Source organism: Mycobacterium alsense, from assembly GCF_002086635.1.
In the GTDB taxonomy this organism is placed as follows: Bacteria; Actinomycetota; Actinomycetes; order Mycobacteriales; family Mycobacteriaceae; genus Mycobacterium; species Mycobacterium alsense.
This window is the reverse complement of record NZ_MVHD01000006.1, coordinates 106629-130577: the sequence shown is the minus strand read 5'-3', so window position 1 is coordinate 130577 and position 23949 is coordinate 106629. Positions and strand designations below refer to the sequence as shown.

Annotated in this window: 20 protein-coding genes, 1 tRNA gene and 1 pseudogene; 6 read left to right on the top strand and 16 right to left on the bottom strand. The window is 69.7% G+C overall.

Annotation, left to right across the window (positions count from 1 at the left end; genetic code table 11):
* Positions 1 to 7: 7 nt before the first annotated feature.
* The gene (locus tag BST11_RS06450; RefSeq protein ID WP_083137136.1) at positions 8 to 772 is read left to right on the top strand and encodes an enoyl-CoA hydratase; all 765 of its coding nucleotides are present in this window, start codon (positions 8 to 10) and stop codon (positions 770 to 772) included.
* 44 nt (positions 773 to 816) lie between these two features.
* On the opposite strand, the gene BST11_RS06445 is transcribed toward BST11_RS06450, so the two are convergent.
* The 10 genes from BST11_RS06445 to BST11_RS06400 all read right to left on the bottom strand — a co-directional run bounded on the left by BST11_RS06445 (position 817) and on the right by BST11_RS06400 (position 12452).
* Complete coding sequence (locus tag BST11_RS06445) at positions 817 to 1113, bottom strand: hypothetical protein (RefSeq protein WP_142276212.1); 297 nt, start codon at positions 1111 to 1113, stop codon at positions 817 to 819.
* 78 nt (positions 1114 to 1191) lie between these two features.
* Positions 1192 to 2340 (bottom strand): dihydrolipoamide acetyltransferase family protein, encoded by a 1149-nt coding sequence (locus tag BST11_RS06440; RefSeq protein WP_083137134.1) that lies wholly within the window; start codon positions 2338 to 2340, stop codon positions 1192 to 1194.
* Positions 2337 to 3386, bottom strand: coding sequence for a 3-methyl-2-oxobutanoate dehydrogenase subunit beta (gene bkdB / locus BST11_RS06435; RefSeq protein WP_083137133.1), 1050 nt, complete (start codon positions 3384 to 3386; stop codon positions 2337 to 2339). The genes BST11_RS06440 and bkdB overlap by 4 nt, the downstream gene beginning before the upstream one ends.
* Positions 3383 to 4474, bottom strand: coding sequence for a pyruvate dehydrogenase (acetyl-transferring) E1 component subunit alpha (gene pdhA / locus BST11_RS06430; RefSeq protein WP_083137132.1), 1092 nt, complete (start codon positions 4472 to 4474; stop codon positions 3383 to 3385). Before pdhA ends, bkdB begins: the two co-directional genes overlap by 4 nt.
* Positions 4475 to 4613: 139 nt before the next feature.
* Positions 4614 to 5429: an HpcH/HpaI aldolase/citrate lyase family protein gene (locus BST11_RS06425; protein WP_083137131.1), complete on the bottom strand. Its 816-nt coding sequence runs from the start codon at positions 5427 to 5429 to the stop codon at positions 4614 to 4616.
* Positions 5426 to 5947, bottom strand: a complete 522-nt coding sequence (locus BST11_RS06420) for a MaoC family dehydratase (protein ID WP_083137130.1) — start codon at positions 5945 to 5947, stop codon at positions 5426 to 5428. Before BST11_RS06420 ends, BST11_RS06425 begins: the two co-directional genes overlap by 4 nt.
* On the bottom strand, positions 5944 to 7113 hold the full coding sequence (locus BST11_RS06415) for an acyl-CoA dehydrogenase family protein (protein ID WP_067319453.1): 1170 nt from the start codon (positions 7111 to 7113) through the stop codon (positions 5944 to 5946). The genes BST11_RS06420 and BST11_RS06415 overlap by 4 nt, the downstream gene beginning before the upstream one ends.
* The gene (locus tag BST11_RS06410; RefSeq protein ID WP_083137129.1) at positions 7110 to 9107 is read right to left on the bottom strand and encodes an acetyl-CoA carboxylase biotin carboxylase subunit; all 1998 of its coding nucleotides are present in this window, start codon (positions 9105 to 9107) and stop codon (positions 7110 to 7112) included. Before BST11_RS06410 ends, BST11_RS06415 begins: the two co-directional genes overlap by 4 nt.
* Positions 9108 to 9112: 5 nt before the next feature.
* On the bottom strand, positions 9113 to 10684 hold the full coding sequence (locus BST11_RS06405) for a carboxyl transferase domain-containing protein (protein ID WP_083137128.1): 1572 nt from the start codon (positions 10682 to 10684) through the stop codon (positions 9113 to 9115).
* A gap of 148 nt (positions 10685 to 10832) precedes the next feature.
* Positions 10833 to 12452 carry an AMP-binding protein gene (locus tag BST11_RS06400; protein ID WP_083137127.1) on the bottom strand — a complete coding sequence of 540 codons (1620 nt, stop codon included), beginning with the start codon at positions 12450 to 12452 and terminating at the stop codon, positions 10833 to 10835.
* 103 nt (positions 12453 to 12555) lie between these two features.
* On the opposite strand from BST11_RS06400, the gene BST11_RS06395 reads away from it, so the two are divergent.
* Together BST11_RS06395 and BST11_RS06390 are read left to right on the top strand one after the other, a co-directional pair.
* Positions 12556 to 13185, top strand: coding sequence for an SACE_7040 family transcriptional regulator (locus BST11_RS06395; RefSeq protein WP_083137126.1), 630 nt, complete (start codon positions 12556 to 12558; stop codon positions 13183 to 13185).
* A gap of 64 nt (positions 13186 to 13249) precedes the next feature.
* Positions 13250 to 14035: an MmpS family transport accessory protein gene (locus BST11_RS06390; RefSeq protein WP_083137125.1), complete on the top strand. Its 786-nt coding sequence runs from the start codon at positions 13250 to 13252 to the stop codon at positions 14033 to 14035.
* Between the two features lie 65 nt (positions 14036 to 14100).
* Here BST11_RS06390 and BST11_RS06385 read toward each other — a convergent pair whose 3' ends face one another.
* Positions 14101 to 15417 (bottom strand): MFS transporter, encoded by a 1317-nt coding sequence (locus tag BST11_RS06385; RefSeq protein ID WP_083137124.1) that lies wholly within the window; start codon positions 15415 to 15417, stop codon positions 14101 to 14103.
* A gap of 43 nt (positions 15418 to 15460) precedes the next feature.
* On the opposite strand from BST11_RS06385, the gene cmrA reads away from it, so the two are divergent.
* Positions 15461 to 16267: a mycolate reductase gene (gene cmrA / locus BST11_RS06380; protein ID WP_083137123.1), complete on the top strand. Its 807-nt coding sequence runs from the start codon at positions 15461 to 15463 to the stop codon at positions 16265 to 16267.
* Between the two features lie 162 nt (positions 16268 to 16429).
* Here the strand turns inward: cmrA and BST11_RS06375 are convergent.
* A pseudogene (locus tag BST11_RS06375) lies at positions 16430 to 17993 on the bottom strand (helicase HerA-like domain-containing protein).
* Positions 17994 to 18087: 94 nt separating this feature from the next.
* On the opposite strand from BST11_RS06375, the gene orn reads away from it, so the two are divergent.
* Complete coding sequence (orn, locus tag BST11_RS06370) at positions 18088 to 18735, top strand: oligoribonuclease (protein ID WP_083137122.1); 648 nt, start codon at positions 18088 to 18090, stop codon at positions 18733 to 18735.
* 52 nt (positions 18736 to 18787) lie between these two features.
* A tRNA-His gene (locus BST11_RS06365) sits at positions 18788 to 18863 on the top strand.
* A gap of 27 nt (positions 18864 to 18890) precedes the next feature.
* Here the strand turns inward: BST11_RS06365 and BST11_RS06360 are convergent.
* The 4 genes from BST11_RS06360 to BST11_RS06345 form a co-directional block, all read right to left on the bottom strand.
* The gene (locus BST11_RS06360) at positions 18891 to 19082 is read right to left on the bottom strand and encodes a hypothetical protein (protein ID WP_083137121.1); all 192 of its coding nucleotides are present in this window, start codon (positions 19080 to 19082) and stop codon (positions 18891 to 18893) included.
* Positions 19083 to 19328: 246 nt separating this feature from the next.
* The gene (locus BST11_RS06355; protein WP_244897548.1) at positions 19329 to 20483 is read right to left on the bottom strand and encodes a L,D-transpeptidase; all 1155 of its coding nucleotides are present in this window, start codon (positions 20481 to 20483) and stop codon (positions 19329 to 19331) included.
* A 164-nt stretch (positions 20484 to 20647) separates the two neighbouring features.
* Positions 20648 to 21550, bottom strand: a complete 903-nt coding sequence (locus BST11_RS06350) for a DMT family transporter (protein WP_083137119.1) — start codon at positions 21548 to 21550, stop codon at positions 20648 to 20650.
* The gene (locus tag BST11_RS06345) at positions 21543 to 23903 is read right to left on the bottom strand and encodes an MMPL family transporter (RefSeq protein ID WP_083137118.1); all 2361 of its coding nucleotides are present in this window, start codon (positions 23901 to 23903) and stop codon (positions 21543 to 21545) included. Before BST11_RS06345 ends, BST11_RS06350 begins: the two co-directional genes overlap by 8 nt.
* Positions 23904 to 23949 lie beyond the last annotated feature (46 nt).

The window sequence follows — 23949 nt, the reverse complement described above, 5'->3', positions numbered from 1 at the left end:
TGACCTGGTGCCCGAGGCCGTCCTGTTCAGCGTCGACGCGCGCGTCGCGCTCATCACCGTCAACGACCCCGACCGGCGCAACGCGTTCACCGACGAGATGTCGACGCTGTTGCGGGCCGCGGTGGAGCGCGCCGAAGCCGATCCCGACGTGCACGCCGTCGTGGTCACCGGCGCGGGAAAGGCGTTTTGCGCCGGCGCCGACCTCAGCGCCCTTGGGGCCGCCGGCGGCGGAGAGACCGAGGCGGGACTGCGGCGGATCTACGACGGGTTCATGGCCGTCGGCAATTGCCGGTTGCCGACGATCGCGGCGGTCAACGGCGCGGCCGTCGGCGCGGGCCTGAACCTGGCGCTGGCCGCCGACGTGCGCATCGCCGGACCCGGCGCGCTGTTCGACGCCCGGTTCCAGAAGCTGGGGCTGCATCCCGGCGGCGGCGCGACCTGGATGCTGCAGCGCGCGGTCGGCCCGCAGGTCGCGCGCGCGGCCCTGTTGTTCGGGATGCGCTTCGACGCCGAGGCCGCCGTACGGCACGGGTTGGCGCTCGGCGTCGCCGACGACCCGGTCGCCGCGGCGCTCGAACTCGCCTCCGGACCCGCGGCGGCGCCCCGCGAGGTGGTGCTGGCGACCAAGGCGAGCATGCGGGCCACCATCAGCCCGGGATCGCTGGACACCGAGCAACACGACCTGGCCATGCGCACCGAGCTGGGACCGCAGGCGGCCTCCCTCCAATCACCGGAATTCGCAAGCAGGTTGGCCGCGGCGCGCCGCAAGTAGCCGGGCTTGCATCGGACGGTGGCCGACGGCTCCGCAAGGGGTTCTTAGTGTCCCGGGTACCAGCGGCCCGGAGTTGTCCACTCCAGGCCGGGCGCGGGCGCATCGACCGGGCACATGTACTTGTCCGGAAACCTCACGCACGTCGGGGGCAACGGCTGAGTCGCGCCGTCGGATGTCGGTAGGACGTGTAACCACCCGCGATCCTGGCACAGGAAAGAGTCGCCACCCGGACCACCACCCCGGACGGTGCCGTTGATGCACGGGTCGGCGTGCGCCACCGCCGGGACGCTGAGAAGCCCCGACACGATCGCGGAGGCCATCGCGACGACGATCGCCCTCATAACACATTGACGGTAGTCCAAGACAAGCTGGAAACGGAAGTGGCTCAGCAAACCCGAAACCGGCGGCCCCGAAGGCCGCTACAGGTCCAGAAGCGCGGTCTCGGGCGACTCGATCAAATCCCTGAGCTCGCAGACGAACCGCGACACCTGGGCGCCGTCGGCGACGCGGTGGTCGAACACGCACGTCAGCGTCATCGTCGACCGCGCGACAACCTCGCCGCCGACGACCACCGGGCGCGGCCTGATCGCTCCCATCCCCAGGATCGCCGCCTCCGGGTGGTTGATCAGCGGCACGCCGTCGTCGACGCCCAGCGCCCCGAAGTTCGACACGGTGAACGTCGAGCCCGTCAGCTCGGCGGGTGTCAGGGTGCCCTCGCGCGCGCCGGTGATCAATTCCGCTGTCCGCCCGGCCAACTCGCGGGTCGTCTTGCTCTGGGCGTCGGCGATCACCGGGACCAGCAGCCCACGCGCGGTGGCCACACCGAACCCCAGATGCACGCTTCGATGGACGTGCACCTGGGGACCCTCGGGCGAGTCGACCCAGGTGGAGTTGAGAACGGCGTTGTGGCCCAGCGCGATAACGAGCAGCCGCAGCGTCAGCACGAACGGGGTGATCCGCCCGTCATGCTCGCTGAGCCGCAGCAGCGCGGTGCAATCCGCGTCCACGCTGGCCTTCGCCGCGGGGATGTCCCGGTGGGACAGCGCCATCTTCTCGGCCATCCGGGCCTGCACGGCGCGCACCCGCCGGACGTCGTCTCCGGCGACGTGGGCGGCCGCGAGCACGTCGGCGCGGGTGATCACCTCGCCCTCGCCGCGCGGCACCGAGGCGAGGTCGACCGACAACTCCTTGGCAAGCTTGCGCACCGGCGGGGCGGCCAGCGGCCGGCCGACCCGACGGCTGGTGTCGATGCCCGCGTCGGCGCCGTAGCCGACCAGCGTCGGCACCGCGCCCTCGCCGTTGGACGCCGGACCGGGTTCGGTGTCGATGCGGACCAGCACCGCCCCGACCTTGAGCACATCGCCTTCGGCCCCGCGGGTTTCGACGATGCGTCCGGCGTACGGGCTGGGGATCTCCACCTCGGCCTTGGCGGTCTCCACCGTGCACAACACCTGGTTGAGCTCAACGTCGTCGCCGGCGCCGACGTACCAGCACGACACCGTCACCTCTTCCAGCCCCTCGCCGAGGTCGGGGACCCGGAACGCCTTGACGCGATCGTCGGCGCTCACGGCAGTCCCAGCGCGCGCTCGACGCAGTCCAGCAGCCGGTCGGGGCCCGGCAACCACAGCCCCTCCAACCGGGCGGGCGGGTAGGGCGTGTCAAAACCGCAGGCCCGCAACACCGGTGCCTCCAGCTCGTAGAACATCTCCTCCTGGATGCGCGCGGCCAGCTCGGCCCCGTAGCCGAGGCTGCGCGGGCCCTCGTGCATCACGATGCAGCGCCCGGTCCGGTGGATCGACGCGGCGACGGTCTCGAAGTCCAGCGGGGCCAGCGACCTCAGGTCGATGACCTCCAGGCTCCAATGTCGTTGGCGCTGAGCGTCTTCGGCGGTGGCCACTGCGGTGTTCACCAGGCTGCCGTAGGTCACGACGGTCACGTCGCGGCCGGGCCGGCGCACCATGGCCCGTCCGATGGGCGGTTCGGGCCGGCCGGTGTCGACGGCGCCGCGGCCCTGGTAGCGGCGCTTGGGTTCCAGGAACATCACCGGGTCGGGGCAGGCGATGGCGTGGCGCAGCAGCCAGTAGGCGTCGGCGGGGTTGGACGGCACCACCACCTTGAGGCCGGCGGTGTGGGCCCAGTAGGACTCGGTGGATTCCGAATGATGTTCGGCCGCACCGATTCCCCCGAACGACGGGATCCGGACGGTGACCGGCATGTCGATCTCGCCGCGGGTGCGGGTGCGATACTTTGCCAGGTGGCTGACCACCTGATCGAAGGCCGGGTAGGAGAATCCGTCGAATTGGATCTCCGGAACCGGCACGAAGCCGCGCAGCGCCAGCCCGATCGCGATTCCGACGATGGCGGACTCCGCCAACGGCGTGTCGAAGCAGCGGTGCTCGCCGAAGGTTTGGGCCAGCCCGTCGGTCACCCGGAACACGCCGCCCTGAACCCCCACGTCCTCGCCGAACACCAGGACGCGGTCGTCGGCGGCCATCGCGTCGTGCAGCGCGCGGTTGAGCGCCTGCACCATGGTCAGCTGTCCCGCGCCCAGCGCGACGTCGGCCGCCGCGAGCGGTTGGTCGCGCCCGGCCGGCCGATCGGCGAGCTGGGTCATTCCAGCCTCCCCAGTTCGGCCCGCAGCTGTTGGCGCTGCGCCTGCAGCCCGGGCGTGATCTCCGCGTAGACGGAGGTGAACACGTCGTCGACGTCGAAGTCGGGCGCGTCGAACACCGCGTCGCGCAGTTCGGTCCGCATGCGCTTGGCCCGCGCCGCGACCCGCTCCTCCAGCCGCTCCGACCACACCCCCTGGCCCTGCAGGTAGGCGCGGTAACGCGGGATCGGGTCCAGCGCCGCCCACCGGTCCACCTCGTCCTGCGACCGGTATCGGGTCGGGTCGTCGGCGGTGGTGTGCGCGCCGAGCCGGTAGGTGACCGCCTCGATCAGCGTCGGGCCGCCGCCGCCGCGGGCGCGGGCGGCGGCCTCGGCCATCACCGCGTAGCAGGCCAGCACGTCGTTGCCGTCCACCCGGATTCCGGGCATCCCGTAGCCAATCGCCTTGTGCGCGAGGGAAGGTGCGGCGGTCTGCCGGGATACCGGTACCGAGATCGCCCACTGGTTGTTCTGCACGTAGAACACGCACGGTGTGGTGAACACCGCGGCGAAGTTCAGGGCCTCGTGGACGTCCCCCTCGCTGGTGGCGCCGTCGCCGACGAAGGCCACGGTCACCGAATCCTCGCCGAGGCGTTGCGCCGCCATCGCCGCGCCGACGGCGTGCAGGGCCTGGGTGCCGATCGGAATCGATATTGGCGCGCAGCACTTCTTGGTGAATTCCAGGCCGCCGTGCCACGTCCCCCGCCACACCGCCCCGACGCGTCCGGGCGGAATGCCGCGCACCAGATAGGCGCCCAGCTCGCGATATTGGGGGAACAGCCAGTCGGTCTTCCGCAGGCACGCGGTGGCGCCGACCTGGGCGGCCTCCTGGCCGCGGCACGGTCCGTACAACGCCAGCTGGCCCTGGCGCTTGAGGTTGACGAACTCGGTGTCCAGCTCGCGGGTGAGCACCATCATCTCGTAGAGCCAGCACAGCGTCTCGGCGGGAAGGTCACCGCCGTACCGGGATTCGGGTGTCCGCGTGCCGTCGGGCGCGACGAGTTGCACCGGTTCGAGGTCGACGGTCAGCGGCATCCGGGAAATGTCTGCCATACCGCCTCCTCAGCCCCGAGCCGAGCTGGGCAAAAGGCTCCGCTCGTCGCGACACTGGCGCGCTTTCCATTATGCGCTCAAACGCGACGGCACCGGGTTGATCGAGGCCGAGCCGGCAACGTGTCGCCGCAGCGGCGTGTCAGGCGGGCTCCCCCGCCCGGCGCAGCAACGCCTGCGCGTGCTTGAGCACCGGCGAGTCGACCATCTGTCCCTCGAACGCGAACACCCCGCGCTCGGACCGCGCCGCCGCCAACACCCGCCGCGCCCAGTCCAGCTTCTCCTCGTCGGGGCGATAGGCCTCGCGCACGACCGCGATCTGCGTGGGGTGGATGCACACGGTCCCGTCGAAACCCACCGCGACGCCGTCGATCGCCTCCGCCCGCAAGCCCTCGAGGTCCTTGATGTCCAGGTGCACGGCGTCGAGCGCGATCCGGCCGAACGCGGACGCCGCGAGCAGGGCCGTCGACCGGACGTGGCGGGCGACGTCGCGGTAGCTGCCGTCGGCGCGCCGGCTCGAGCTGCCGCCCAGCGTGGCGACCAGGTCCTCGGCGCCCCACATCAAGGCGACGGTGTTCTCGGCCGCCGCGATCTCGGTGGCGAACACCGCGCCGCGCGGCGTCTCGATCAGCCCGACGACCTCGCGCGGCGCGAGCGCGGTGACCTGCGCGGCCGATTCGGTCTTGGAGAGCATCACGGTGGTGTACGCGGTATCGGCCAGGGCGTCCAGGTCGCGGGCCTGCTCGTCGGTGCCCGCGGGGTTGATGCGCACCACGGTGCGCCCGGGGTCCAGCGGGGTCTCGCGCAGCGCCTTGCGGGCGGCGGGCTTGTCGGCTTCGGCCACGCCGTCCTCCAGGTCGAGGATCACCACGTCCGCCGCGGCGGCGGCCTTGGCGAAACGCTCGGGACGGTCGGCCGGGCAGAACAGCCACGCCGGACCCGCCTCGCGCAGGTTCATCCGGACTCCTTCGTGCCTTTTTCGGAATCGGGTCGCTTCTGCACCAGCGTGGTGCGCACCGCCTTCGCCACGACGTCGCCGTGCTGGTTGCGGCCGGTGTGTTCCAGGGTGACGATGCCCTCGCCCGGACGGCTCTTCGACTCGCGCTTGGCGGTGCACACCGTCTCGGCGTACAGGGTGTCGCCGTGAAAGACGGGCTTGGGGAACGACACCTCGGAGAACCCGAGGTTGGCGACGATGGTGCCCAGTGTCAGCTGCGCCACCGACAGGCCCACCAGCGTGGAGAGGGTGAACATGGAGTTCACCAGCCGCTCCCCGCGAAAGCCCGGCTGCTCGGCCGCCCACGCCGCATCCAGGTGCAGCGATTGGGTGTTCATCGTCAGCGTCGTGAACAAGACGTTGTCCGCTTCGGTGACCGTGCGGCCGGGCCGGTGCAGGTAGGTCGTGCCGACCTCGAACTCCTCAAACCACAAGCCCCGCTGGACAATCGACTTTCCGGTTTCGTCCCCTGTGCTCACGACAGCCCCAGCGATCGCGCGATGAGCATCAGCTGCACCTCGGTGGTTCCCTCACCGATCTCGAGGATCTTGCTGTCGCGATAGTGACGCGCCACGGGGTACTCGTTCATGAAGCCGTAGCCGCCGTGGATCTGGGTGGCGTCGCGGGCATTGTCCATTGCCGCCTCCGACGCGATCATCTTGGCGATCGCCGCCTCCTTCTTGAATGGCTTGCCGGCCAACATCTTTGCGGCCGCATCGTAGTACGCCGTGCGCGCGACGTGAGCGCGGGCCTCCATCCGTGCGATCTTGAAGCTGATCGCCTGATAGGAACCGATCGGCTGCCCGAACGACTGCCGTTCCTTGGCGTACTTGACGCTTTCGTCCACGCAGCCCTGCGCCGCCCCGGTCGCCAGGGCGGCGATCGCGATCCGGCCCTCGTCGAGGATCGACAGGAAGTTGGCGTAGCCGCTGCCGCGGGGGCCCAACAGGTTCTCCTCCGGCACGCGGGCGTCGGCGAAAGTCAGCGGATGGGTGTCCGATGCGTTCCAACCGACCTTGTTGTAGACCGGCTCGACGGTGAAACCCGGTGTGCCGCTGGGCACGATGATCGTCGAGATTTCCTTCCTGTCCCCGGCGAGGGTGCCCGTCACGGCGGTGACGGTGACCAGCGAGGTGATGTCGGTGCCGGAGTTGGTGATGAATTGCTTGGTGCCGTTGATCACCCATTCGCCGCCCTCGAGGCGGGCGGTGGTGCGGGTGGCGCCCGCGTCGGAGCCGGCGCCCGGCTCGGTGAGGCCGAACCCGGCGAGCGCCCGGCCCGCCGTCAGGTCCGGCAGCCACTTTCGCTTCTGCTCCTCGTTGCCGAACCGGTAGATCGGCATCGCGCCGAGGCTGACGCCGGCCTCCAGCGTGATCGCCACGGACTGGTCGACCTTGCCGAGTTCCTCGAGTGCCAGCGACAACGCGAAGTAGTCGCCGCCCATCCCGCCGTACTCCTCGGGGAACGGCAGGCCGAACAGGCCCATCTCGCCCATCTTGGCGACTACCTCGTACGGGAAGCTGTGCTCCTCATCGTGTTTGGCCGACACCGGCGCGACGACGGTGCGCGCAAAGTCGGCCACCGTGTCGCGAAGGTCCTCGTATTCCTTGGGCAATGTGCCCCCGGAAGTAATCGACGTAGTCATGTCTCGTCCTTGCCATCGGTGTTTTCTTCGGAGTCCGCGAGGCGGGCCAGCACCTGGTCCACCGCCACCTGGTCGCCGACCGAGACGAGCACCTCCACCCGCCCCGAAACCGGCGCGGCCAGCGAGTGTTCCATCTTCATCGCCTCCACGACGACCACGATGTCGCCCTCGGAGACCTCGGCGCCGGATTCGGCCTGCACGGCGATCACGTTGCCGGGCATGGGGCTGACGATCTCGGCCTGCCGCGCACCGGCCGCGCGGTGAATCTTGTGCTCCTCGGCCTCGCGCAGGTGCCAGGTTCCGCGTTCGTCGGCGATCCACAGGTGCCGGTCGGCCTCGGCCCACCGGTATTCGCGAGACACCCCGTCCAGCGTCACGGTCATCGACGCTCCGTCGACTCGCACACTGGCGGAACGGGTCTCGCCGTCACCGACCCGCACCCTGGCGTCGCCGGGCAGTCCCCACACCGAGACCGTCTCGCTGCGCAGCGGGGTGCGCATCGCCGTGCGCACCGGCGCGGCGTCACCGCCGACCCGCCATCCCGTGGGCGCCGCCCACGGGTTGCCGCGAGCGCGACGCGCGAGCGCCCATTGGCGGAACAGGCCACCGGCGGCCAGCACATCGTCGGGGGCCGGCACCGGCGCGAAATCGGCCACCCGCTCGTCGAGCAGCGCGGTGTCGAGATCTCCGGCGCGCACCCGCTCGTCGGCCAGCAGGAACCGCAGAAATTCCAGGTTGGTCTGCACGCCCAGCACCGCGGTGCGCGCCAGTGCCCCGTCGAGTTTCGCGAGCGCCTCGTCGCGGTCGTCGCCATGGGCGATCACCTTGCTCAGCATCGGGTCGTAGTCGCTTCCCACCCGCGTGCCGGCCAGCAGCGACGAATCCACCCGCACCCCGGCGCCGACGGGCTCGAACACCTGCAGCACCCGCCCGCCCGTCGGCAGGAACCCGCGCGCGGGGTCTTCGGCGTACACGCGGGCCTCGATCGCATGCCCGCGCAATTCGATATCGTCCTGCGCGAAGCCCAGCTTCTCGCCCGCGGCCACCCGCAGCTGCCACTCCACCAGGTCCAGGCCGGTGACCGCCTCGGTCACCGGATGCTCGACCTGCAGGCGGGTGTTCATCTCCATGAAGAAGAACTCGTCGGGCCGATCGGCGGAGACGATGAACTCCACGGTGCCGGCCCCGACGTAGTCGACGCTGCGGGCCGTGTTGCATGCCGCCGCCCCGATCCGCGCGCGCGTGCCGGGGTCGAGCAGCGGCGAGGGCGCCTCCTCGATGACCTTCTGGTGCCGCCGCTGCAGGCTGCATTCGCGTTCGCCCAGATGGACGACGGTGCCGTGGGTGTCGGCGAGCACCTGCACCTCAATATGCCTGGGCCGCAACACGAACCGCTCCAAAAACAGCGTGTCGTCGCCGAACGCGGACGCGGCCTCTCGGCGGGCGCTCACCAGCGCCCCGGGCAGCCGGGCCGGATCCTCCACCAGCCGCATGCCCTTGCCGCCGCCGCCCGCCGACGGCTTGATCAACACCGGATAGCCGACCTCGTCGGCCGCCGCGACGAGATCGTCGTCGGTCAAACCGGGCTGGGCCACGCCCGGCACCACCGGCACGTCGAAGGCGGCGACGGCGTTCTTGGCGGTGATCTTGTCGCCCATCACCTGCATCGCCAGGGGCGGCGGACCCAAGAACACCACCCCGGCGCGTTCGCACGCCGAGGCGAAATCCGCGTTTTCGGAAAGGAATCCGTAGCCCGGGTGGATCGCCTGGGCGCCGGTGCGCACGGCGGCGTCGACGACCTTGTCGATGTCCAGATAGCTTTCGCGCGCGGGTGCGGGTCCCAGGCGGACGGCCGCGTCGGCCTCCAGCACGTGCCGCGCGGTGGCGTCGGCGTCGCTGTAGACGGCGACGGATTTGATGCCCATCCGGCGCAAGGTGCGGATCACCCGCACCGCGATCTCGCCACGGTTGGCCACAAGCACGGTGTCGAACACTGCAGTCACATCCGGAATACGCCGTAGGAGACCGGATCCAGCGGGGCGTGGGCGCACACCGAAAGGGCAAGCCCGACAACCGTTCTGGTCTGGGCGGGGTCGATGATGCCGTCGTCCCACAGCCGTGCCGTGGAGTAGTACGGGTTGCCCTGGTCCTCGTATTGCTGACGGATGGGCGCCTTGAACGCCTCCTCTTCGTCGGGCGACCACGGCTTGCCCGATGCGCTGAGCTGCTCGCCGCGCACGGTCGCCAGCACCGACGCCGCCTGCTCGCCACCCATCACCGAGATGCGGGCGTTGGGCCACATCCACAAGAAGCGGGGTGAATAGGCCCGGCCGCACATCGAATAGTTGCCCGCGCCGTAGGATCCGCCGATCACGACGGTCAGCTTGGGCACCCGGGCGCACGCCACGGCGGTGACCATCTTGGCGCCGTGCTTGGCGATGCCCCCGGCCTCGTAGTCGCGGCCGACCATGAACCCGGCGATGTTCTGCAGGAAGAGCAACGGTATCTTGCGCTTGTCGCACAGCTCGATGAAATGCGCGCCCTTCAAAGCGGATTCGCTGAACAGCACCCCGTTGTTGGCGACGATGCCGACGGGATGGCCGTGGATGCGCGCGAAGGCGGTCACCAGCGTCTTGCCGTAGTTGGCCTTGAATTCGCTGAATTCGCCGCCGTCGACCAGCCGCACGATGACCTCGTGCACGTCGTAGGGCACCCGCGGATCCGGCGGCACCACGTCGTAGAGCTCGGTCTGCGCGTGCTTGGGCTCGACGGTGGGCCACACCTCCCACTGGCTGGGCTCGCGCGGGCCGAAGGTGGCCGCGATCGAGCGGACGATGCGCAGCGCGTCCTCGTCGTCGTCGGCGAGGTGGTCGGTGACGCCCGAGACCCGCGAGTGCAGGTCGCCGCCGCCCAGCTCCTCGGCCGAGACGATCTCGCCGGTGGCGGCCTTGACCAGCGGTGGGCCGCCGAGGAATATGGTGCCCTGCTCGCGGACGATGACGGCCTCGTCGCTCATCGCCGGCACGTACGCGCCGCCGGCCGTGCAGGACCCCAGCACGGCGGCGACCTGCGGAATCTCCTTGGCGCTCATGGTCGCCTGGTTGTAGAAGATCCGCCCGAAATGCTCGCGGTCGGGAAAGACCTCGTCCTGGCGCGGCAGGAACGCGCCGCCGGAGTCGACCAAATAGATGCACGGCAGCCGGTTCTGCAGCGCGACTTCCTGTGCGCGCAGGTGTTTTTTGACCGTCATCGGGTAATAGGTGCCGCCCTTGACGGTCGCGTCATTGGCGACGATCACGCACTCGCGCTCCGACACCCGGCCGATGCCGGTGATGATCCCGGCCCCCGGGGATTCGTCGTCGTACATGCCGTTCGCGGCCAGCGGGGCGAGCTCCAGAAACGGGCTGCCCGGGTCCAGCAGGCGATCCACCCGTTCGCGCGGCAGCAGCTTGCCGCGACTGACATGGCGTTCCCGCGCGCGTTCGTTGCCGCCCAGGGCGGCGGCGGCCAGCCTGGCGTTCAGTTCGCCGACCAGTCGCCGGTGCTCGTCGGCGAACGACGGCGCGGTCATCACGGTCGAACTCACGGGCGCCTCCCGACGGCCGCCGGCGCACCCCTCGCCATCACGTTGTCCATCGCCGCGGCAGCCTCCAGGATTCAGTTAATTTTGATTAACTGGAGCGAGAGTACCACCGCACGCGCCGCCGAGTCCAGGGCGCTCACCCCCGTCCGCGCAGGTGCTCGACCGCCTGCCGGCGCACCTCGACCTTGCGGACCTTGCCGGTGACGGTCATCGGGAACTCGTCGACGATCCACAGGTAGCGCGGGATCTTGAGCCGGGCGATCCGGCCGGCGCAGAACTCCCGCAGCCCCTCGATGGTCAGCGCCGGCGCCCCCTCGCGCAGCATGAGCACCGCCATGACCTCCTCGCCGTAGCGCGGGTCGGGCACCCCGATCACCTGGCAGTCGACGATGTCGGGGTGGGTGGGCAGGAATTCCTCGATCTCGCGCGGCGAGATGTTCTCGCCGCCGCGCACGATGAGGTCCTTGATCCGGCCGGTGATCCGCACGTAGCCTTCCTCGTCCATGACGGCCAAGTCGCCGGTATGCATCCAGCCGTCGGCGTCGATCACCTCGGCGGTGCGCTCCGGATCGTTCCAGTAGCCCGCCATCACCGAATAGCCCCGAGTGCAGAACTCGCCGTCCACCCCGCGCGGCGCCGTCTGGCCGCTGACCGGGTCGACCACCTTGATCTCCAGGTGCGGGCCCGCGCGGCCGACGGTGCCGACGCGTCGTTCCACCGAGTCGCCGGAGCGCGTCTGAGTCGAGACCGGGCTTGTTTCGGTCATGCCGTAGCAGATCGAGACCCCCGGCATGTGCATGCGCTCGATCACCTTGCGCATCACCTCGACCGGGCACGGCGAGCCGGCCATGATGCCGGTGCGCAGGCTGGTCAGGTCGTGGTCGTCGAACTCCGGCAGCCCAAGTTCGGCGATGAACATCGTCGGGACGCCGTAGAGGCTGGTGCAGCGTTCGGCCTGGACCGCGCGCAGGGTGGCGGCCGCATCGAAGCCGGGCGCCGGGATCACCATGCAGGCGCCGTGGCTGGTGGCCGCCAGATTGCCCATCACCATGCCGAAGCAGTGGTAGAAGGGCACGGGAAGACAGATCCGGTCCCGCGCGGTGTATTCGAGCAGCTCGCCCACCAAGTGGCCGTTGTTGAGGATGTTGCGGTGGGTCAGCGTGGCCGCCTTCGGGAATCCCGTTGTGCCGGAGGTGTATTGGATGTTGATCGGATCGTGGCAGCGCAGCGTGGCCGCGATCCGCTCGAGCGCGGTCGGGTCGGCCTTGGCGTCGGCCAGCTCGTCCCACCGGTCGCCGTCCAACAGCACCACGTCGCTCAGGTCCGGACAGCGCGGCGCCACCTCGTCGAGCAGGGCGGCGTAATCCGTGCCCTTGAAATCGCGGGCGGCGATCACCATCGCGACCCCGGATTGCGTTAGGGCATATTCCAATTCGCGGGCCCGGTAGGCGGGGTTGACCGTCACCAGGATGGCGCCGATCTCGGCGGTCGCGTATTGGGCGAGCACCCACTCCCAGCGGTTCGGCGCCCAGATGCCGACCCGATCGCCGACGCCGATGCCGGCGCGCAGCAGCCCCGTCGCCAGCCGACGCACGGCGACCAGGAATTCGTCGTAGCTCCAGCGTCGGCCCGCGGCGAGGTCGACGAGCGCGTCACGGCTCCCGTGGGTCGCGGCCGTGGCGGCGAGGTTGGCGCCGATCGTCGTTTCGAGCAGGGGAGGACTGCTCGGCCCCCGGTCATAGGAAAGGTTCGCCACGGCTCCTCCGCTGCTTCGGCTATCAACCTAATCCGGTTGCGGCCGCAACGTGCTAAGTTAGTGGCGATTAACCGAACTTGGGATTCAGGGACGGAGGCCGGCCATGCCCGCAACCGTGCCGGACGCCCCAAATCGCCGCAGCCAGTTGAAGTCCGACCGGCGCCTGCAGCTGCTGGCCGCCGCCGAACGCCTCTTCGCCGAACGCGGGTTCCTGGCGGTCCGCCTGGAAGACATCGGCGCCGCCGCCGGGGTCAGCGGCCCGGCGATCTATCGCCACTTCCCCAACAAGGAGTCGCTGCTGGTCGAATTGCTCGTCGGGATCAGCACCCGGCTGCTGGCTGGGGCGCGCGACGCGCGAGCCCGTAACGCCGACGCGGCCGCCGCGCTGGACGACCTCATCGACTTTCACCTCGACTTCGCGCTGGGCGAGCCCGACCTGATCCGCATCCAGGACCGCGACCTGACCCACCTCCCCGAGGCGGCCGAAAAGCAGGTGCGCAAGGCGCAGCGTCAGTACGTCGAGGTCTGGGTCGGGGTGCTGCGCGAGCTCGACCCGAGGCTGGCCGAAGCCGACGCCCGGCTCACCGCCCACGCCGTCTTCGGCCTGCTGAACTCCACGCCGCACAGCATGAAGTCACCGGACGACCCACGGCCCGGCCGTGCCGCGCGGTCGCGCGCCGTCATGCGCGCGATGACCGTCGCCGCGTTGCAAGCCGGGAACCAGTGCCCCTGAGTCGGCCCTGAGACGAGCCCGCCGGGGCGGCCGGCTTGGGTACCCTGCAACCCATGAGGTGGACATGAACGATCCACGTCGACCCGGGTGGTCTAGTCCCCCTCCGCCGGGCCCGGGGCTGACCGGGCCGCAGGGCTACCCGTATCCGCGCCCCGCCGACCCGGCGTACGCCGACCAGGCGGGGCCCTACGCACCCTCCTACGGCGGGCAGTTCTCGCAGTGGTCGCCGGGCCAAAACGACACCAAGGAGCTCCCGTCGTATTGGCGCCGGGAGCTGCCGCCGCAGGGTGAGGCGCCGCCGGAGGGCTCGGTTCCCCCGCCGCCCGGCGGCCCCAGGTCGCCGCGTTGGCTGTGGTTCGGCGCCGGTGCGGCGGTGTTGCTGGTCGTCGCGCTGGTGATCGCGCTGGTGCTGGCCAACGACGCGATCAAGACCCAGACCGCGGTCCCGCCCCTGCCCGCCATGCCCGGGTCGAGCGAGGAGACCCCGACGCCGGCCCCGTCGACCCGACGGCCGTCGCGCACGCCGCGGCCGGCGCCGCCGCCGAGCGCGTCCCTGACGCCCACCGAGACCCCGGTGCCGGGGGCGATGGAGGACGTCGTCTACAGCGTCACCGGCGAGGGCCGCGCCATCAGCATCGTCTACATCGGCACCGGCGACGTCGTGCAGACCGAGTTCAACGTCGCGCTGCCCTGGAGGAAACAGGTCAGCCTGTCCAAGGCGGCCGCCCACCCGGCCAACGTCACCGTCGTCAACTTCGGCCACGACGTCACCTGCTCGGTGACCGTGGCGGGCGTTCAGGTGACCCAGCGGGTCGGGGTGGGCCTGACGGTGTGCGACACGCGGGGGTAGCGGGAGCCGCTCGCTTTCGCCGAACGTGCAACCACTGCGAAAAATCGGCACATTTTTCGCGCTGACTACACGCTCGACGGGGCGGGGGCGGCGCGCGGGACGCGCACCGCCAGCATCGCCAGCAGCCCGGCCGTGAGCACCAGGCAAATCCCGGCGAGGCCGGCGCGCACGGCGCCGAACGCGTCGACGAAGACGGAGAACAGCCACGGCGCGACGAACGCGACGGCGCGCCCCGTCATCGTGTACAGGCCGAACGCGACCCCCTCACCGCCGTGCTTGCTCAGCTGCAGCAGCAGGGCGCGCGACGACGAGAGCGAAGGGCCGACGAACATGGCCAACAGCAGCCCGCAGAGCCAGAAGGCGTGCACACCGGACAGCGTCATCAAGGTGACTCCCACGACGATGATCGCCGACAGCGAGCCGACGATGACCGCCTTCGACCCGATCCGATGGTCGACGAACCCGCCGACCGCGGCGCCTATCGCGGCCACCACGCTGGCCGCCACGCCGAACACCACCACGTCGCCCTGGGACAGGCCGTAGACGTTGACGCCGAGCACCGCACCGAAGCCGAAGATGGCCGCCAGCCCGTCCCGGAACAGCGCGCTGGCCCCCAGGAAATAGACCAGGTTGCGGTCGCGGCGCCATTCCGCGCTCACCTCGACCCACAGCTTGCGATAACCGCCCAGCATGCCCACCGGGCGCGACGGCTGCGCGGAGCCCGGCAGCCGGTGCGCGACGAACAGCAACGGCAGCGCCAGCAGCCCGAACCACGCCGCGGTGAGCAGCATCGCCTCTCGGACGTAGAGCCCGTCCTGGACGGGTACGCGCAGCAACCCGCGCTCCGGGCCGGTGCCGGAGATGAAACCGACATAGACCAGGACCAGCAGGACCACGCTGCCGCTGAACCCCGAGGCCGCTCCCAGGCCGGAGATGCGGCCCACCGTCTGTGGCGTCGACACCTGGCGCAGCATGGCGTTGTACGGGACGCCGGCAAGGTCCCCGCACGCGGCCGTCGCCGACAGCAACACCAGGCCCGCCCAGAGATAGCTCGGCTGGTCGCGGATCAGGAACATCGCGGTGGTCGAGGTCACCGCGAGGCCGCTCAGCAGCGTCAGCGCCACCCGCCGGCGGTGCGGCGCTTCCACCCACACCCCGACCAGCGGCGCCAACACCGCGATGGTCAATCCCGAAACGGCGAGCGCGCGCCCCAGCCAACTCGCCGGCGAGGTGCCGCCCGGCAGGCCCGCGCCCACGCTGCTGGTCAGGTAGACCGAGAAGACGAACGTCGCCACGATGGCGTTCATGCCGAGGGAGCCGCAGTCCCACAGCGCCCACGCCACCACCCGAGAGGTCACGGGTGTGGCGGTGCGCTGACTCATGCCCGGCACTCTATTGAATGCGTGCCTGTCTACGATTGGCCGCATGCCGGTCCCAGCTCCCAGCCCCGACGCGCGCGCCGTGGTCACCGGGGCTTCGCAGAACATCGGCGAGGCGCTGGCCACCGAACTCGCCGCGCGCGGGCACAACCTGATCGTCACCGCGCGACGCGAGGACCTGCTCAACGGGCTGGCCGCGCGGTTGGCCGGCCGCTACCGCGTCACCGTGGAAGTCCGCCCCGCCGACCTGGCCGACCCGACGGAGCGGGCCAAGCTGTGCGACGAGCTGGCGGCGCGTCCCGTCTCGATCCTGTGCGCCAACGCCGGGACGGCGACGTTCGGTCCGGTGGCCGGCCTCGACCCGGCGGGGGAAAAGGCGCAGGTACAGCTGAATGCCATTGCCGTGCATGACCTTACGTTGGCGGTGCTGCCGGGCATGGTCGAGCGCAAGGCCGGCGGCATCCTGATTTCCGGTTCGGCGGCGGGCAATTCGCCGATCCCCTACAACGCCACCTACGCGGCCAGCAAGGCGTTCGTGAACACCTTCAGCGAGTCGCTGCGCGGGGAGCTGCGCGGCTCGGGCGTGCACGTCACGCTGCTCGCGCCCGGCCCGGTGCGCACCGATCTGCCCGACGACGCCGAACGCTCGCTGGTCGAGCGGTTGGTGCCGGATTTCCTGTGGATCTCGACCGAGCACACCGCCCGCGTGTCGCTGGATGCGTTGGAGCGCAACAAGATGCGCGTCGTTCCGGGGCTGACGTCGAAAGCCATGTCGGTGGCGAGCGGGTACGCGCCCCGCGCCATCGTCGCGCCGATCGTGGGCAGCTTCTACAAGAAGCTCGGCGGCGGGTAGGGCTGGCGTCGTCACACTGGCCACTTGCGTACCCGAACGGTCGGCACGATGCCGTTTCCAAAGCGATGTCGCATGTGATATCGACTCAGAGAAGATGTTATGCCAAGCCGCGCAGGGACAGCTGTGACTGATGTGACGAGGGTGCTGTCGTCCAGCTAGGCGTCACTTTCGGCGTCGACGGCCGGCGCCGCCGAAAGCGTTCCGGATGACCTCGCGTATCGCGGTGTTGATACCACTTTTCACCGTCGGGTTGCTGAGCACTTCCTCCCATACCCCGGGGCCCTTGGGCTCCGCCGGCTCCGGCATCGGCGGAACGGGCTCGTTCGCCGGGACCGGTGGGGTAGCCGGACTGGGTCTGCGGCGGCTGCGAACCGGGCGGGCCGGACGGGGCCGGCGGCTGCGCCGGCTGCTCAACCGTCTGGCCGTATTTCGCTTGCAGCGGGCTGTCTTTCACCGCGGCGGCGATCTCGTCGGCGCCGATCGCGGCCATCAGCGACCGGGGCACCCGCATCCGCGTCCACGCCACCGGCGTGGGTGCGCCCTTCTCGGACAGCACGGTGACGACCGCCTCGCCGATCCCCAGCGAGGTCAACGCCGACTCCAGGTCGTAGACATCGGTTTTCGGGTACGTGCGCACGGTCTTGCTCAGCGCCTTCTGGTCGTCGGGGGTGAACGCCCGCAGCGCGTGCTGGATGCGGGCGCCCAGCTGCGAAAGCACGTCGTTGGGTATGTCCGTGGGCAGCTGCGTGCAGAAGAACACCCCGACGCCCTTGGAGCGGATCAGCTTGACGGTCTGTTCGACCTGCTCGAGGAAGGCCTTGGACGCGTCGGCGAACAACAGGTGCGCCTCGTCGAAGAAAAACACCAGCTTGGGCCGGTCGACGTCACCGACCTCGGGCAGTTTGTCGTACAGGTCGGCCAGCAGCCACATCAGGAAGGTGGAGAAGATGACCGGGCGCACCGACTGCCCGCTGAACTCCAGCAGCGAGATGATGCCCTGCCCCTGATGGACGCGCAGCAAGTCGTTCGGATCGAGCTTGGGCTCACCGAAGAACGTGTCGCCGCCCTCGCCCGCCAGGTTCACCAGCGCCCGCAGGATGACGCCCGCCGTCGTCGAGGACACCCCGCCCAGGTCCTTCAGGTCGGCCTTGCCCTCGTCGCTGGCCAGGTGGCTGATGACGCCACGCAGCTGCTCGAGGGTGACCAGCGGGCGGTTGTTCTCCTTGGCCCAGTGGAAGATCAGTCCCAGCGTCGACTCCTGGGTCGCGTTGAGCCCCAACACCTTCGACAGCAGGACCGGGCCGAAGCTCTCCACGGTCGCGCGCACCGGCACGCCCACTCCCCCGGTGCCCAGCGACAGGAACTCGACCGGAAACGCCGCCGGCTGCCAGTCGTCGCCGGTGTCTTTGGCGCGCGCGGCGGTCCTGTCGTTGGACTCGCCGGGCCGGGCCAGACCGGACAGGTCGCCCTTCACGTCGGCCATCAGCACCGCGACCCCCGCCGCGCTGAGCTGTTCGGCGATCAGCTGCAGCGTCTTGGTCTTGCCGGTTCCCGTCGCCCCGGCCACCAGCCCGTGCCGGTTGATGGTGGCCAGCGGGATGCGAATCCGCGCGGTCGGATCGGCCTGCCCGTCGACGACGACCGTGCCCAATTCCAGCGCCTGGCCTTCGACGGCGTAGCCGCCGGCGATCCGCTGCGCGGGAGTCGCCGCTGATTCGGTGCTCATCGTGCTAGGCCCCCTCTCCGCAGTCCCGGCAACGCTCACACTACTTGCCAGGGGGAGGCGGAGGCAGGGCCCGCGTGGGCTTAGTGTGAGCGCTGTGCGCGACGAACTGGTGTGGATCGACTGCGAGATGACCGGGCTGGATCTGGTCTCGGACAGGTTGATCGAAATCGCGGTCCTGGTCACCGACGCCGAGCTCAACGTTCTCGGCGACGGCGTGGACGTGGTGATCCACGCCGACGACGCCGCGCTGTCGTCGATGATCGACGTGGTCGCCGAAATGCACTCCCGCTCGGGGCTCATCGACGAGGTCAGGGCCTCCACGGTCGACCTCGCGACCGCCGAGGCGATGGTGATGGACTACGTCAGCACCCACGTCAAGCAACCCAAGACGGCGCCGCTGGCCGGCAACTCGATCGCCACCGATCGGTCGTTCATCGCCCGCGACATGCCGAAGCTGAATTCCTACCTGCACTACCGGATGATCGACGTCAGCTCGATCAAGGAACTGTGCCGGCGTTGGTATCCGCGGATTTACTACGGCCAGCCGGCCAAGGGCCTGTCCCACCGGGCGCTGGCCGACATCCACGAATCCATCCGCGAGCTGCAGTACTACCGGCGGACCGCGTTCGTGCCCCCGCCGGGGCCGTCTACCAGCGAAATCGAGACGGTGGCCGCCAGTCTCCAGGGCGCAGAGAACGCGCCCCGAAAAACCGATTCGGACACCGGGCCACCGAGCGGTTAGTATCGACAGTCGCCGCTCGCTGGCCCCATCGGGGCGCCGGCTCGCGGGCATGGTGAGTGTAGTTCAGTTGGTAGAGCACCAGGTTGTGATCCTGGGGGTCGCGGGTTCGAGTCCCGTCACTCACCCCACCGGTCAGAGGTGTAATGACTGCTCCCCTAACCCATGGTCAGGATCGCCCCGGCGCCCAGCAGGATCATGGATCCGAGGGCTACCAGGATCACCGTGATCGCCACCAGCACGACGTCCTCTTCGGCGGGTCGCCAACGCGGCTTGATCGCGGCGAGAAGGGTCTTGGCCGCCCACGCTATGGCGTCGATCCGAGTGGGCGCGGTCGTGCTGTGGCTCATCTCCGCTTCATGACGCGGCGCAGGGATTGCCAGGGTCATACCAGGACCTAAACCTGCAGACCCCGCAAGGGGTCGGTTGCGTGAAAAGCCATTCTCTTCATGTTTCAACGATACAAACCGAACCCCGACGCGTGAATCACTATTGAGGTAAAGGTGGCTAACGGTACGAGCACGGAGTTGCGTTCCGCCGCTCGCCATTTCGGCAAGCTGGTGCGTGGTCCCCGCCCGGCACTTTCGCGGAACCCGTCAGGTGTCGGCGTTGCCCGCCTTCCACACCGGCCACGGGATGTTCCAGTCCCCCAGCCCCTCGGTGCCCGGGAGCGTCGGGCCCACGGTGTGCACCACCTCGACGATGTCGCCGCTCTTGCTGTGCTCGTAGAACCATTCGGCGTTGCTCGGGCTCACGTTCAGGCACCCGTGGCTGGTGTTGGTGTGGCCCTGTGCGCCGACGGACCACGGCGCCGAATGCACGAACACGCCGCTGTAGGACATCTGGGTGGCCCACTCGACCTCGGTGCGATATCCGTTGGGCGAGTTGACCGGAACACCGTAGGTCGAGGAATCCATGATGATGTGCTTGAATCGCGCGCCGATGATGTAGACCCCGTTGGCCGTCGGGGTGCTGTCCTTGCCCATCGAGGTCGGCATGGTCCTGACGACCTCGCCGTTGACCCGCACGGTCACCGTCTTGGTGGTGTCGTCGGCGGTCGAGATGACCTCGTCGCCGATGGTGAAGTGCGTCTTGACGTTGTCCTCACCGAACATCCCGTCGCCCAGATCGACGCCGTAGGTGTTGACCGCCACATCGACCGTCGTGCCCGGCTTCCAGAAATGCTCTGGGCGCCAACGCACTTCGCGGTTCGTCAGCCAGTAGAACGCGCCCTCCACGGGGGGGTTGGTGGTGATCTTGATGGCCTTCTGGGCGGCGGCGCGGTCGGTGATGTTCTCGTCGAAGCGGATCGCCACCGGCTGGCCGACGCCGGTCACCTCGCCGTCGGCGGGGCTGACGTACGGCATCGTCAGGTGCGCCGGCGAACTGGTCTGAAAGGTCATCTGCCGGGTCGCCGCGCCACCGAGCCCCAGCGCCTTCACGCTCAGCGTGTAGCGCCTGTTGTAGCCCAGCTGCTCGGTGGTCGACCAGCGCAGCCCGTCGGGGCTGAGCTGCCCGCTGATCGACCGGCCGTTCTCGTTGACCATCGTCACCGACCCGAGCACGCCGGAGGCGACGCTCACCGTCACCGGTGCGTCCACCGTGACGCCGACGGCGCCGTCGCTGACCGAGGACGTGAGCTTGGGAACCAGCAGGTCGCCGAAGGGCGTGCCCTTGTCGAAGATCACCCTCGGCGGCGCGGCGGTGTGTTTGTCACTGCACGAAACACCAACCACAGCAAACACAATCATGGCAATAAACAGCAATGATCGGTGTCTGAGCAAAGGCGTCATCGAGCAGGCCTTCCGATTCGATCCGCTTGGGTTGGTCACCGCTGACCAGAAACAGTGGAAGCATTGTAATGGGTTTTGTCCCCCCACAATGGGCAGACGGGCCGACGAGGCCAAGGCGTGATTTACGCCGACTGACTCACCGGCCCGTGGCGCTTCGCGTCGACCCTGCGGCGGGTGGCGACGGCCTCGACGCGCGCGAGTTTCACGATCGCCGCCGCCATCACCAGCGCCGCCACCGCCAGGGCGACGACCTCGGCACGGCCCGTGTCGAGGGTCTCGTCGAGCACGACGACGCCCAGCGCCGCCGCCACCACCGGCTGCGACATCTGCAGGGCCGGCATCGACGCCGTCAGCGGCCCGGCCCGGAAAGCCAACTGGCTGAACGCGAAACCCCCGGCGGCGGCCAAAAGCCACGCATACAGCTCGGGTGTCCCGGCCACCGCCAATGCGCCGTCGCCGAGCCGGGCGACGACCTCCTTGGTCAGCACCGCGAAGACGCCCCACAGCGAACCCGACACCAACGCCAAGAGCAACGCGGCCACGGGGCCGCCCCAAATCCGGGCCGCCACAACGCATGCGACGAACAGCGGCCCCAACACCGCGGCCACCGCCGCCCAAGTGCCCAGCGATGCGCTGGAACGGCCGGCCTGCGGATCGCCGACGACGACGATCACGATCACCGAGGCGGTGAGCAGGCCGGCCCAGAACCACTCGTCTGCGCTCACCGCGCGCTTCGACAGCCTGGCATTTACCGGCAACGCGAACAGCAGCGACAGCATGAGCAGCGCCTGCACCAGCAGCACCGAACCGCGGCTCAGCGCGGCCGCCTGCAACGCAATGCTCGCCGCGAGCAGCAGCGCGCCCCACCACCAGCGCTGGCTGCGCAGCAGGTTGGCGAACAGCTCGACGTTGCCGGCCGACCTGTCGGCGATGCAGTGGGCCGCTCGTTGCTGCAGCACGTCGCCGATCGCGATGCACAGCGCGGAAGCCAATGCGAGCAGGGCGGCGATCTGCGCGCTAGCCACGGCCCGTCACGGCCCCGGTGGGCCACCTCTTGATCAGCGGGCCCCGACGGCTGGGCGCGTCGGCGGCCCAGCGCCGCCGCCCCACCTCGTCGGCGCCGCCCTCACCCATCGCCAACCGTTCATGCAGCCGGGCCAGTGGTTTCGGCGCCCACCAGCTCCACCGGCCGAGCAGGTGAATGAAGGCCGGCACCAGCACCATTCGCACCAGGGTGGCGTCGGCCAGCACCGCCAGCGTCAGGCCGAGGCCGAGCATGCGCATGAACGACACGTGCGCGGGGATCAGGGCGGCGAACGAAATCGACATCACCACCGCGGCGGTGGTGACCACCCGGCCGATGCCGGCGATGCCCAACGCCGTGCTCTCGTCGGTGGCGGCGTGAGCCTCCACCGCGCCGGGTCGCGCCTCGCGCGAGGCCAACGAGGCCCGCCAGTACTCGTGGATCCGCGAGACCAGGAACACCTCGTAATCCATGGCCAACCCAAAAGCGATGCAGAACAACAACACCGGGATGTTGGCGTTCAGCGTCCCGTTGGGGGTGGTGCCCAGCGCGCCGAGGTGGCCGTCCTGGAAGATCCACACCATCGCGCCGAACGCCGCGGTCAGTGACAACACGTTGCACACCAATGCCTGCAGCGGTATCACCACGCTGCCGGTGAGCAAGAACAGCAGCGCGAAGGTGATGACGGCGATCAGGGCCAGCGTGGTGGGCAGCCCCCTGCTGATCGCGTCCACGCTGTCGCGGTTGATCTGCGCCAGCCCGGTCAGCTCCACCGACCGCCCCGCCGGCCCGGCGACCTGATGCAATCGGTCGAGCTGGGTGTTGGAGGCCTGCGAGTACAGGGGCGCGGTGGTGGCCACGGTGAGGAACGCGCTGCCTCCGGCGATGCCGGTCGCCGCCGCCGGCGGTCCCACCGGGCGTCCGCCGGCGAACGTCGCGGTCGGGGCGGTGACCGCCGACACGTCGGGCACGCGCGACAGGTCGGCCGCGTAGCGCTCCAGGTCGGCGGGCGTCACACCGTGCGCGTCGGGGACGACCACCGACACCGAGGTCCCCAGCCCGTTGCCGAAATCGTTGTCCAACATGTCGGCGACCTGGCGCGCCGACGCCGAACGAGGCAGCACCCGCTCGTCCGGAAAACCCCACTTCACCCCGAGGAACGGGGCGCCCAGCAGCAGCATCAGCGCGACGACGCTCAGCCCGAGCGGCGCGGCGTGACGCAGCACGAATTTGGTCGATCGATACCAGAACAACGAATAGACCGGCTTGTGCGCGTGGTCGCGCCACGACTTCGCCCGCGGGGGTGTCCGGCGCGCCAGCCACCGGCGCACGTCCAGCGCGTCGAGCCGGGGGCCCAGCAGCGCGAGCGCCGCCGGTGTCACCACGATGGACGCGATCGCGACGATGGCCGCGGTAGCGACGATGGTGTAGGCGGACGACTTCAGGAAGTACATCGGGAAGACCGCCATCACCGCCATCGACAGCCCGACGGTGGTGGCGGAGAACAGCACGGTCCGACCGGCGGTCGCCATGGTCCGCAACAGCGCCACGTCCCGACCGGCACACCGCGCCAGCTCCTCGCGGTAGCGGCTGATGATCAGCAGGTTGTAGTCGATCGCCAGCGCCAGGCCCATCGCGATGCTCAGGTCCAGGGCGTAGGTCGAGACGTCGGTCGCGAAGCTGATCAGCCGCAACACCGACATCGTCAGGGCAATGGTCAGCCCGCCCAACGCGATCGGCAGCGCGGCCGCCACCACCCCGCCGAGCACCCAGACCAGCACCGCGAAGCTCAGCGGGATCGCGATCGACTCCATCAACACCAGGTCCCGCGCGTTCTGCTCGTTGATCTGCGCGTACGCCACGGCCATGCCGCCGGCCCGCAGGGTGACGCCGTCGCGGTCGTGCACCAATTCGCTGGTCAGGGCGCTGGCATACTTCTGCGCGTCGTTCTCGCCGCCCTTCAGGCCGGCCACGATCAATCCGGACCTGCCGTCCTTGCTGACCAGCTGCGCGGCGACCTGCGGCGGTGACGTCCACGCCGAAGACACGTTCAGGACCCACGGCGACCGGTTCAGGTGCTCGACGATGTCGGTGGCCACGCCGCGGGCCTCGGCGCCGCGGGCGCCGGCCGGCGCCGTCACCGCGATCATCATGTGCTGATCGGTTTGGTCGAACCGGTCGCGCAGGAGTTCGGTCGCCCGCGCGGACTCCGAGGTGGGGTCTTGGAAGCCGCCGCCCGACAGGCCGTTGACCACCGGAATGCCGAAGATCGCCGCCCCCAGCAGGGCCAACACCGCGACCGCGATGATGCGTCGCGGCGCGGCGATCGCAAGCCGGGTGAATGCGGGCAGCATGGCGTATCGCTATACCCCAAACTCGCTCGCCTGACCCACCCGCCGG

What these genes read in the sequence shown, in the direction of transcription:
- BST11_RS06445 (WP_142276212.1), bottom strand. Translation starts at nt 1,113, where the DNA reads ATGAGGGCGATCGTCGTCGCGATGGCCTCCGCGATCGTGTCGGGGCTT.
- bkdB (WP_083137133.1), bottom strand. Translation starts at nt 3,386, where the DNA reads ATGACCCAGCTCGCCGATCGGCCGGCCGGGCGCGACCAACCGCTCGCG.
- pdhA (WP_083137132.1), bottom strand. Translation starts at nt 4,474, where the DNA reads ATGGCAGACATTTCCCGGATGCCGCTGACCGTCGACCTCGAACCGGTG.
- BST11_RS06425 (WP_083137131.1), bottom strand. Translation starts at nt 5,429, where the DNA reads ATGAACCTGCGCGAGGCGGGTCCGGCGTGGCTGTTCTGCCCGGCCGAC.
- BST11_RS06415 (WP_067319453.1), bottom strand. Translation starts at nt 7,113, where the DNA reads ATGACTACGTCGATTACTTCCGGGGGCACATTGCCCAAGGAATACGAG.
- BST11_RS06405 (WP_083137128.1), bottom strand. Translation starts at nt 10,684, where the DNA reads ATGACCGCGCCGTCGTTCGCCGACGAGCACCGGCGACTGGTCGGCGAA.
- BST11_RS06395 (WP_083137126.1), top strand. Translation starts at nt 12,556, where the DNA reads ATGCCCGCAACCGTGCCGGACGCCCCAAATCGCCGCAGCCAGTTGAAG.
- BST11_RS06390 (WP_083137125.1), top strand. Translation starts at nt 13,250, where the DNA reads ATGAACGATCCACGTCGACCCGGGTGGTCTAGTCCCCCTCCGCCGGGC.
- BST11_RS06385 (WP_083137124.1), bottom strand. Translation starts at nt 15,417, where the DNA reads ATGAGTCAGCGCACCGCCACACCCGTGACCTCTCGGGTGGTGGCGTGG.
- cmrA (WP_083137123.1), top strand. Translation starts at nt 15,461, where the DNA reads ATGCCGGTCCCAGCTCCCAGCCCCGACGCGCGCGCCGTGGTCACCGGG.
- BST11_RS06360 (WP_083137121.1), bottom strand. Translation starts at nt 19,082, where the DNA reads ATGAGCCACAGCACGACCGCGCCCACTCGGATCGACGCCATAGCGTGG.
- BST11_RS06355 (WP_244897548.1), bottom strand. Translation starts at nt 20,483, where the DNA reads ATGATTGTGTTTGCTGTGGTTGGTGTTTCGTGCAGTGACAAACACACC.
- BST11_RS06345 (WP_083137118.1), bottom strand. Translation starts at nt 23,903, where the DNA reads ATGCTGCCCGCATTCACCCGGCTTGCGATCGCCGCGCCGCGACGCATC.